Below are 10,416 nucleotides of genomic sequence, written 5' to 3'. Positions count from 1 at the left end.
GCTATGGCTGCCGAGCTTCTCTCGAGTGAAAAAGAACGTGCCGAGCACATTATGCTCGTCGATTTGGAACGTAACGATATCGGGCGGATTGCCGAATATAGCTCGGTCCATGTGCCTGAACTGCTGACTGTCGAATATTATTCTCATGTGATGCACCTGGTTTCCCAGGTTGAGGGAAAATTAGCCCCCGGTCGCACGGCCATAGATGTGATTGCCGCTACCTTCCCAGGAGGGACTATTACCGGCGCACCCAAGGTGCGCACGATGGAAATCATTGAAGAATTAGAGCCTGTCCGGCGAGGTCCTTATACAGGTTCTCTTGGATGGATTGACTATAACGGCAATATGGAATTAAATATTATAATAAGAACACTAGCTGTCAAAGGCAGCACTGCCTATTTACAGACAGGTGCGGGTATCGTTATTGATTCAGACCCGTACAGGGAATATCGGGAATGTCGGAACAAGGCCAGAGCTGTTATGAAGGCGGTACAATGTGGTGAAGAAGAAGCTGCTGTAAACAGGAGCGGTATTATAGGAGGGTGAGTCGTATGATTTTGGTGATTGATAATTATGATTCGTTTACGTACAATCTTGTTCAATATTTGGGTGAGCTTGGCGAAGAAGTAACCGTAAAGCGGAACGATGAGATTGAAGTGAAAGGCATAGAAGAGCTGGCACCAGAGCATATTTTGATCTCGCCGGGCCCATGCACGCCGAACGAGGCGGGAATATCATTGGATGTGATTCGTCATTTTAAAGGTCGTATCCCAATTTTCGGCGTATGTCTCGGTCACCAGGCCATCGGACAGGCTTTTGGCGGTAAGGTTATCCGGGCTGAAAGGCTCATGCACGGTAAAACATCACCGATTCTCCATCACAATACGTCGGTATTCGAAGGCTTGCCATCACCGTTCACAGCGACCCGGTATCATTCGCTGCTGGTGGAGCGTGAGAGCCTACCTGAATGTCTGGAGATTACCGCTGAAACTGCAGAGGGTGAAATTATGGGTTTACGGCATAAAGAATTCGCCGTAGAAGGAGTCCAGTTCCATCCCGAATCCATTATTACCGACTACGGGCATCAACTGCTGCGCAATTTCCTAAAACGCAAGGTAGGCGTCTGATTTATGAAATATATCGGAGTCAACGGCGTCCTAACGGAAGCCGCAAAAGCCGTGATTCACGTAAGTGATCACGGCTTTTTATACGGCATGGGCTTGTTTGAAACGTTTCGCACCTACAAAGGCGTTCCATTCCTGCTGGATCGGCATTTGCATAGACTGGCAGAAGGCGCCCGCATGCTCGGCATTCCTTTTCAACCGGACGAAGAGCGGCTTACGAGACATATCCAAAGTCTGATGGTGGCAAATGGATTGGACGAGGCCTATATCCGCTACACCGTGTCAGCGGGGGAAGAGGTGCTAGGCTTGCCATCTGGTGACTACACGCAGCCCAACCATATTTTGTTCGTCAAGCCGCTGCCCTCGACAAATACACAGGCCGGGGAACCGACTTCCCCATCGGCGCTTCAGTTGCTGCGAACCCCAAGGAATACGCCAGAGGGTGAGATTCGCTTAAAATCACTCCATTATATGAACAATATTCTTGCGAAGCGGGAGCTTCAGCAGTACGCTGCCGCCGTTCAGTATAAGGCCGAAGGGATGATGCTTACGGCCAATGGTTTTCTGGCAGAGGGAATGGTCAGCAACCTGTTCTTTGTACGACAGGATACGTTGTATACGCCTGACTTGTCTACGGGAATTCTGCCAGGCATTACGCGTGAGTTCGTTTTGGAGCTGGCTCAATTACGAGGCATTCCCTATAAGCAAGGGCTGTACCGTTGGGATGAGTTGAAGTGGGCTAATGAAATTTTTATGACCAACTCCATACAAGAAATAAGGCCTGTCCATTTGCTGCTGGAGCCGGACGGAGCAACACATCATATACCGGATTCCTCGGCACCGACCGGGCCCATAACAGCCTTGCTGTTGCACGACTATAGACAGAAAGCAGGGATCAAGTGAATATACCGACTCTTTATCAACGCAGCTATCGAATGGGGGACGCTGAGCTTACGCTCGGACATGCCACACAGATCATGGGTATACTGAATGTGACCCCGGATTCATTTTCCGATGGAGGATTACACTATAATCCAGAACTAGCTGTTGTACATGCCCTGAAGCTGGTGGAGGATGGAGCCGATATTGTTGACATTGGCGGTGAATCTACACGCCCGGGTCATGAACCGGTAGGTGTAGACGAGGAGCTGGCTCGGGTCATTCCGGTGATCCAGGCGATCCATCGTATCGCACCGCATATTCCGTTATCGGTGGATACTTACAAAGCCGAGGTGGCTCGGCAGGCACTTGAAGCGGGCGCGCATATCATTAATGATGTGTGGGGGTTTAAGGCAGACCCAGACATGGCGCGTGTGGCTGCACAATTCGATTGTCCAGTTATTTTGATGCACAATCGTCATGATCGTAACTATAACGACTTGGTATCTGATATGCTGGCTGATTTAAAAGAAAGCATCCGATTGGCGCTCGATGCAGGTGTACGCAAGGAACAGATTATTTTAGACCCAGGCATCGGTTTTGCCAAGGATTACGATGAAAACATTCATGCTATGACTTCTCTCGATACGTTGAGTCAGCTAGGCTTTCCGCTGTTATTGGCTACGTCGCGCAAAAGATTTATCCGTACGGCACTGGATTTGCCCGTGGATGATGTGGTGGAGGGGACAGCGGCTACGGTTGCCTTTGGTATTGCTCAAGGATGCCAGATTGTGCGTGTACACGATGTGGCCCAAATCAAGCGCACGGTACGTATGTGTGACGCGATGGTGTACGGGGCAAAAAAACCACTGAGTTATGGTGGGTAAAGGCGCTTCATGAATGCTTTGATCCTGCGATCGCTTGTAAGAATCCCGTTGCAAAGGCGAACGCTCCGCTTCTTCGGATTCAAATCCTTCATTCCGCTACTACCAGCATAAAGTCACTGTATTTTCAGAAAAAAATCAAATAAAAAAACAGGGGGCCTACCCACGATGGATAAAATGGTTTTGCATCGTATGGAGTATTACGGATATCACGGTGTTTTTCCCGAGGAACGCAAGCTGGGACAGCGTTTTTACATTGATTTGGAATTGGAGCTTGATCTGCGTGAGGCGGGCGAGCAGGACGCATTGGACAAAACGGTTAATTACGCTGAGGTGCATTACACCGTTAAAGATATTGTAGAAAAGGAATCTTACCAATTGATTGAAGCTTTAGGCGAACGTATTGCATCTTCCTTACTGGACACTTATACTAGTGTAAATGCACTGACTGTCAAAGTCACAAAGCCGCATCCGCCGTTTGATATTCATTTTGGAGGCGTGACGGTTGAGCTTTATCGCGCAAGAAAGTAGGAACGTACATGAACGCACATTCGACCTCTGAGGCATCAGAGGCTTATATTGCTTTAGGGGCTAATTTGGGGGAGCGTGAGCTTACCCTGTATGAAGCCATCACGGCGCTGGACGAACATCCGAGTATACGGGTGCTGCGTTGCTCCAGCCTGTACGAAACAGAGCCTGTCGGGTATCTGGATCAGCCTTCTTTTTTGAATATGACGGCAGCCGTATCTACAACACTCGCTCCCGAGGAGCTTCTGGCTTTTATGCTGGAGGTGGAGAGTCGTCTGGGTAGAGTAAGGCATATTCCTAACGGTCCGCGCACGATTGATCTGGATCTGTTATGGATGGAAGCCGCGCGGCTGGCTACACCGGATTTGGAGCTTCCTCATCCCCGCATGTTGGAGCGTGCTTTTGTGCTTGTGCCATTGGCTGACATCGTTCCGAATCAAGATCCATCCGGTCTGTACAGTATCGTGCATACTGCATTGAATTCATTGGATGGAAAGGATGGCATACAGTTTTGGAAAACATGCAGCTGGCGCAACGGCTTCGCGCCTTCCGAAAGCTTAAAGGAATAACACAGCAGGAGTTGGCTAAACGAACCGGTATATCCTTGGCCGTATTGGGTGCTGTGGAGCGGGGTAATCGTACAATAGAGCCTGACATGCTGAGCATTATTGCCCGAACCCTAAAAATTGAAGTCCGGGAACTGACGGAATAACGATAAGTGAACGATATATAAAGAAGGAATAAAGGAGTGAAGGAAATTGTTGAAAATCGGCGGTATTGAAATGAAAAACCAAGTCGTCCTGGCTCCGATGGCAGGCGTGTGTAATCCTGCTTTTCGCCTGATCGCCAAGGAATTTGGCACAGGTCTGGTCTGTGCGGAAATGGTTAGTGATAAGGCGATTATTCACGGAAATAAACGTACGCGCGAAATGCTGTTTGTGGATGAGCGCGAGAAGCCGCTTAGCCTGCAAATTTTCGGGGGAGACCGTGAATCCCTGGTTGAGGCAGCGAAGGTCGTAGATCAGGAGACGAACGCGGATATTATTGACATTAATATGGGCTGCCCGGTTCCCAAGGTGACCAAATGTGATGCAGGTGCTCGTTGGCTGCTGGACCCCAATAAGATCTATGAAATGGTATCTGCTGTTGTGGAGTCTGTGAGTAAGCCAGTTACGGTGAAAATGCGTATCGGCTGGGATAGCGAGCATATTTATGCCGTAGAGAATGCCCGCGCCGTAGAACGTGCCGGAGGTAAGGCTGTGAGCGTGCATGGCCGCACACGGGAGCAGCTCTATACGGGACATGCGAACTGGGATATCATAAAAGAGGTTAAAGAAGCAGTTTCCATTCCTGTAATTGGTAATGGCGATGTGGCAACACCGGAGGATGCCCGCCGCATGCTGGATCTGACTAATTGCGATGGTGTTATGATCGGACGCGGTGCTCTGGGTAACCCGTGGATGCTGTATCGTACGATTGAATATTTGCAAACGGGTGAACTTTTGCCTGATCCTTCACCGGAAGAAAAAATCCGTATTGCCATTCTGCATATGGATCGTCTGGTGGCACTGAAGGGCGAAGCCGTGGCTGTCCGCGAAATGCGCAAGCATTTGGCTTGGTATCTTAAAGGGCTAAAAGGCTCTGCGCGCATTAAGGACGTCATTATGGAAGAAACCAAACGTGATGACATGGTGCGTATTTTGGATCAATTTGTGTCTCAATTGCACATGGTGGAAAACGATGAGCCTGCTGCAGGCGCTGCTTCTCCTGCCGCTGTTGCGCAATAATGAAGCCGCTTCTGCCTTTGTGCGCGATTGACTTTTCCAAATGCTTGCCCTATAATCGTTCAGTATAAAATCTTGATGTATGCTACAAATTGTGTGCAGCTCTTTAAGACAACAGCAGGAAATGTTCTCATTCCCTCAGAGTGGCATATGATGTTTTGAAAGCGTGCATTCCGATGCACTTTTAAACTTTTCCCATGACAGGAGAATCGGTTAAGATGAGCGATAAAGAAGTCATTCTGACACAGGAAGGCCTTAGAAAGCTCGAGGATGAGCTTGAGAACTTAAAGTCTGTCAAACGCCGTGAAGTGGCGGAACGGATTAAGGTAGCCATCGGATACGGGGATATCAGTGAAAACTCCGAATATGAGGATGCAAAGAACGAGCAGGCTTTTATTGAAGGCCGCATCATTACACTGGAAAAAATGCTACGCAATGCCCGCATTATCAATAGTGATGAAATTGACACCGATGTTGTGGGAGTAGGCGCAACCGTGACCGTGGAAGATTTGGAGTTCGGAGATATAACAGAATATGCGATCGTCGGTTCCGCTGAATCCGATCCGCTTCAGAACAAAATTTCCAATGAAAGTCCGGTTGGCAAGGCAATCCTTGGCAAGAAAAAGGGAACTGTTGTGGATGTCACTGTTCCAGCAGGTGTTATTCAATATAAAATCGTGGATATCAAGAAATAAGAAACAAACCTTGGAATTAAATTCAAAAGCTTCCACAAGGAAGCTTTTTTTCTCTACACCCGGATGGACCCCGGCCCGTCTACTCATAATGAAGGAGCTGATTTAGCACCATGTCGGATGAAACTATGAATCAGGAATCACAGGAAAATCGCGAGGAATTAAGTGAATTGTTGCAAATTCGCCGCGCCAAATTGGACGAGCTTCGCTCATTGGGCATTGATCCCTTTGGACGTAAATACATACGCACGGCTGAAGCGGGCGGGTTACTAAGCAAGTATGACAGTCTGACCAAGGAAGAACTGGAAGAAAAAAATCTTGAAGTTAGCATCGCAGGCCGCATCATGGCTAAACGGGTGATGGGTAAAGCCAGCTTTGCTCATATACAGGATCTTAGCGGACGTATTCAAATTTATGTTCGTCAAGACAGTGTTCCGGAAGAACAGTATAAAGCATTCAGTATTTTGGATCTGGGCGATATTGTCGGTATTAAGGGTGTACTGTTTAAGACCAAAACGGGAGAAACTACAATTAAGGCTCAGGATATTGTGGTCTTGTCCAAATCGCTGTATCCATTACCGGAAAAATATCATGGCCTGAAGGATGTTGAATTGCGTTACCGTCAGCGCTATGTTGATCTGGTTATGAACCCGGAAGTACAAAAAACGTTCATTACACGTTCCCGTATTATTCAATCCATGCGTCGTTATTTGGACTCGCTCGGTTATTTGGAAGTTGAGACTCCGACGTTGCATTCTATTGCCGGCGGGGCAGCAGCCAAGCCATTTATTACACACCATAATGCGTTAGACATGCAGCTTTATATGCGTATTGCCATTGAACTTCATCTGAAACGATTGATTGTCGGCGGAATGGAGAAAGTATATGAGATTGGACGCGTATACCGTAATGAAGGTGTTTCAACACGCCACAATCCTGAATTTACAATGATTGAGCTGTATGAAGCGTATGCTGACTACCAGGATATCATGCAGTTAACGGAAAACATGGTTGCTCATATTGCGCAAGAAGTGCTTGGAACACAGCATATTCAATATCAAGGTCATGAAGTGGATCTGACACCGCAATGGCGTAGAGTGTCGATGGTGGATGCTGTTAAAGAAGTAACAGGCGTGGATTTTGGAGCACAACTGAGTAATGAAGAAGCTCATCGGCTTGCGAAGGAGCATAACGTAAAGGTAGAGCCGCATATGACCTTTGGCCATATCCTGAACGCTTTCTTTGAGGAATTCGTAGAAGAAACGCTCATTCAGCCGACCTTTATTACAGGGCATCCGGTTGAAATCTCGCCGCTGGCAAAGAGAAATGAGCAAGATCCGCGCTTTACGGATCGTTTTGAGCTGTTCGTAGTAGCTCGTGAGCATGCGAATGCATTCACTGAGCTGAATGATCCGATTGACCAACGCCAGCGCTTTGAAGCACAATTGCTGGAACGTGAGCATGGTAATGACGAGGCTCATGAAATGGATGACGATTTTATCCGTGCATTGGAATACGGTATGCCGCCGACGGGTGGACTGGGTATCGGTATCGACCGGTTGGTTATGTTGCTGACAGATGCACCGTCCATTCGCGACGTGCTGCTTTTCCCGCATATGCGTAACCAACAGTAGAATAACATAACATTATGAATATAGAGGATCAGCCGGGCTTCCTTCCCGTGTCTTGTTCCTCTTTTTCATAAGAATGGATGGAGAGAGTACTTCTAATGAAACGCAGCGTCAAGCTTGCCCGATTTGCATCGCCTCCTTTTATATTGGTCATCGGATACTTGCTGATTATCGCATTAGGTACTTTGCTGCTGATGCTTCCTATTTCCAATCATAGTGGACATGTTCCGTATTGGATTGATTCGCTGTTTATGTCTGTTTCCGCTGCTTGTGTCACCGGATTGGTCGTGGTGGACGTGAATTCAACCTATACGATGTTTGGGGAAACGGTCATCATGGTGTTGATGCAGCTGGGCGGCCTCGGTTTTATGACCTTGGCGACCTTGTTTGCGTTGTTGCTGGGGCGACGGTTGTCATTGAAGGATCGGCTTCTGCTGAAGGAAGCGATTAATGCCGATAGCATGGAAGGAATCGTACGCATTATTCGCAAGGTGCTGATTTTCTCTTTTACCATTGAGGCTATAGCTGCCGTAGTCATGGCTTTGCGATGGATGAGGGAGATGCCTGTTGGACAAGCGATATACTATGGAGTATTCCATTCGGTATCTCTTTTTAACAACGGAGGCTTCGACCTGTTTGGAAGTAGCTTTCAACAGTATGCCGGGGATTTTGTATTCAATATCATCGCCTCTGTGCTTGTCATTTCAGGGGGACTGGGCTTTCTTGTACTAAGCGATCTGTTCGATTTTCGCCGCACCCGGAGACTGAGTCTTCACTCCAAAATGGTGTTGAGTGTGTCGGGTGCGCTTATTGTAATCGGGGCGCTGGTTATATTCATTTTTGAGTTTACCAATGCTCGTACCCTGGGCTCACTGAATTGGGAGGGCAAAATGTACGCTTCTGTCTTTCAATCCGTATCTACACGATCCTCAGGAACAAGCACGGTAGATATCAGCGGCTTGAGGCAGGCCAGTCAGTTCTTTATCATGCTGCTGATGATTATCGGAGCTTCACCGGGCTCCACCGGGGGTGGAATCAAAACAACCACATTTTTGCTGATGATGGGTGCATTGTTGGCCGTCATGCGAGGTCAGAAGGAAATTGCGTTCTTTCGCCATAGGGTTCCCAACGATATCATGATGCGAGCACTGACCATAATTATACTGGCGCTATTTATATTCTCGATTGTGGTGATGCTGCTCTTAATGACAGAGGATGCACCCTTCCTCTCTCTTGCATTTGAGGCGGCTTCCGCAATCGGAACGGTAGGGCTGTCTGTAGGAGTGACGCCAGGACTGTCGGACGCAGGCAAGCTGATCATCTGTGTGACCATGTTTATTGGACGAATTGGTCCACTTACAATTGCTTATGCTCTTCGTCCACGCTCGACCAAGACGTTGTACCGTCGTCCCGAAGGGCATATCGTAATTGGATAGCTCAAATAGTATAAAAAGATGCACCTGTGCTGATGTCACGGGCGCATCTTTTTTTCATTTTACATCATCATGATCTAATGTGTAGCATATCATGAAAAGTATGCAATTTGGGGAAGTGAGGGACCATGGACTTGACAGGGACTTTTTTTGTAGAAAAAAGGCTATTTGTTTCCTTTTATGTAATTATAGTCAAGATACTAGGAATATTATGTATAATATTGTATGATAGTGGGCGTGAAAGGGGGATAGCCGAGGGGAATACCAACTTCTATTTTGAAAGGAATCATCTACTATGTATATATTTATTATTAGTGCTGAAGTTTTATTCTGGGTATTTGTTGTTGCAGGACTGATCGCAAGATATATGTATGACTTGAAGAAATTAGGCGGTCTTCTTTTACTGTGTACTCCTGTTATTGATATCCTGTTGCTGATTGCGGTGTTTATCACGGTGAGCAGCGGCATGGAGATTACGACCGCTACGGGTCTGGCTGCCTGCTATCTTGGTATTACGGTAGCATTTGGTCATAGGTTAATTAAATGGGCGGATGTGCGGTTCTCCTATTGGTTTGGCAAGGGGCCGAAGCCCCAACGCAAGTATGGCGCTGCTCATGCAAAAGAGGAACGGACGACGTGGCTGCTTCACCTGTTGGGCTGGGCCATCGGCAACGTTCTGCTGCTCGCCATCATCGTGTATGTGGGTGATTCACAGCGTACGGCTTCCTTGGAGGGCCTTATGAAAACATGGGCAGTCGTTCTGGCAATCGACTTTATTGTTTCCTTTAGCTATACTTTGGCTCCTAAAAAAAATAAGGCGTAGTTTCGGGGAGATATAAAGCTTCACATTCGGATGAAATAAGGCCGGTCACTCAGGATGTTCAAATCGGAAGGGTCGTTGATAGTAAAAATGAAGTTGTCACTTCCGGTAGTTCGATGAGTCCGTCGCTATTGTTGGGAAAATAACAAAATATGATCATTTTATGTTGAACTCGCTTAGACAGTCACCTCATTTTTGCCTATCTGCTTTATTACTCGCATGGATTTCTTCCGATTTGAACACAGACCAACAGAAGCAATACAGCTCTCGTGAGCTGATAGACAGCATGCATTATGTGTTCTCCAGACCTTTTAGAGACGGAGCATATTAAAACGACTTTATGGGTCTAGGGTTGGATTTATTAATCAGTTGTTTGAAATTTTATGGTTTTACTATAGTTATTTTTTAGCTTTTGGAGCGATACTGCGCCGTTAACGGTAGTAGTTTTGCGGTCAATTTTACGTGAATGATAAGACCCAGCTCATTGGTGTTGCTGGGTATGGCAGGACAAGCCATCGTATGAAGCGCACTTGAATTCCCGGAGGAATGGCGGACAAGATTACAGCCAAACTCATCTGTAGAATAGTGCCTCCCAAATTACATGAAGTTCAATGAATTCTTGCATTTGCCTAAAACGTCGC

The 10,416-nt window shown here is 47.2% G+C and carries 12 protein-coding genes; all 12 read left to right on the top strand.

Annotation, left to right across the window (positions count from 1 at the left end; translation table 11 throughout):
• On the top strand, positions 1-546 hold a 546-nt coding region (locus L693_RS0108295; protein WP_025716862.1), incomplete at its 5' end, for an anthranilate synthase component I family protein.
• Between the two features lie 5 nt (positions 547-551).
• Positions 552-1,127 (top strand): aminodeoxychorismate/anthranilate synthase component II, encoded by a 576-nt coding sequence (pabA, locus tag L693_RS0108290; protein ID WP_025716861.1) that lies wholly within the window; start codon positions 552-554, stop codon positions 1,125-1,127.
• A gap of 3 nt (positions 1,128-1,130) precedes the next feature.
• A complete protein-coding gene (locus L693_RS0108285) occupies positions 1,131-2,027 on the top strand; it encodes an aminotransferase class IV (protein ID WP_025716860.1) in 897 nt (298 codons plus the stop codon).
• The gene (gene folP, locus L693_RS0108280; protein WP_025716859.1) at positions 2,024-2,890 is read left to right on the top strand and encodes a dihydropteroate synthase; all 867 of its coding nucleotides are present in this window, start codon (positions 2,024-2,026) and stop codon (positions 2,888-2,890) included. The genes L693_RS0108285 and folP overlap by 4 nt, the downstream gene beginning before the upstream one ends.
• A 165-nt stretch (positions 2,891-3,055) precedes the next feature.
• The gene (gene folB, locus L693_RS0108275) at positions 3,056-3,418 is read left to right on the top strand and encodes a dihydroneopterin aldolase (RefSeq protein WP_025716858.1); all 363 of its coding nucleotides are present in this window, start codon (positions 3,056-3,058) and stop codon (positions 3,416-3,418) included.
• An 8-nt stretch (positions 3,419-3,426) separates the two neighbouring features.
• The gene (gene folK / locus L693_RS0108270) at positions 3,427-3,984 is read left to right on the top strand and encodes a 2-amino-4-hydroxy-6-hydroxymethyldihydropteridine diphosphokinase (protein WP_025716857.1); all 558 of its coding nucleotides are present in this window, start codon (positions 3,427-3,429) and stop codon (positions 3,982-3,984) included.
• The gene (locus L693_RS0108265; RefSeq protein WP_197029853.1) at positions 3,927-4,127 is read left to right on the top strand and encodes a helix-turn-helix domain-containing protein; all 201 of its coding nucleotides are present in this window, start codon (positions 3,927-3,929) and stop codon (positions 4,125-4,127) included. Before folK ends, L693_RS0108265 begins: the two co-directional genes overlap by 58 nt.
• 46 nt (positions 4,128-4,173) lie before the next feature.
• Complete coding sequence (gene dusB / locus L693_RS0108260) at positions 4,174-5,202, top strand: tRNA dihydrouridine synthase DusB (RefSeq protein ID WP_025716855.1); 1,029 nt, start codon at positions 4,174-4,176, stop codon at positions 5,200-5,202.
• A 215-nt stretch (positions 5,203-5,417) separates the two neighbouring features.
• On the top strand, positions 5,418-5,894 hold the full coding sequence (greA, locus tag L693_RS0108255) for a transcription elongation factor GreA (protein ID WP_007428055.1): 477 nt from the start codon (positions 5,418-5,420) through the stop codon (positions 5,892-5,894).
• A gap of 110 nt (positions 5,895-6,004) precedes the next feature.
• Positions 6,005-7,525 (top strand): lysine--tRNA ligase, encoded by a 1,521-nt coding sequence (lysS, locus tag L693_RS0108250; protein WP_025716854.1) that lies wholly within the window; start codon positions 6,005-6,007, stop codon positions 7,523-7,525.
• Positions 7,526-7,620: 95 nt separating this feature from the next.
• Positions 7,621-8,958 (top strand): TrkH family potassium uptake protein, encoded by a 1,338-nt coding sequence (locus L693_RS0108245; protein WP_025716853.1) that lies wholly within the window; start codon positions 7,621-7,623, stop codon positions 8,956-8,958.
• A 292-nt stretch (positions 8,959-9,250) separates the two neighbouring features.
• Positions 9,251-9,778 (top strand): hypothetical protein, encoded by a 528-nt coding sequence (locus L693_RS0108240; RefSeq protein ID WP_025716852.1) that lies wholly within the window; start codon positions 9,251-9,253, stop codon positions 9,776-9,778.
• Positions 9,779-10,416: the final 638 nt, after the last annotated feature.

The organism is Paenibacillus sp. 1-18 (assembly GCF_000520755.1).
Lineage (GTDB): Bacteria > Bacillota > Bacilli > Paenibacillales > Paenibacillaceae > Paenibacillus > Paenibacillus brasilensis.
Note: the sequence above shows the minus strand (reverse complement) of the source record. Positions and strands in the feature narration are given on the sequence as shown.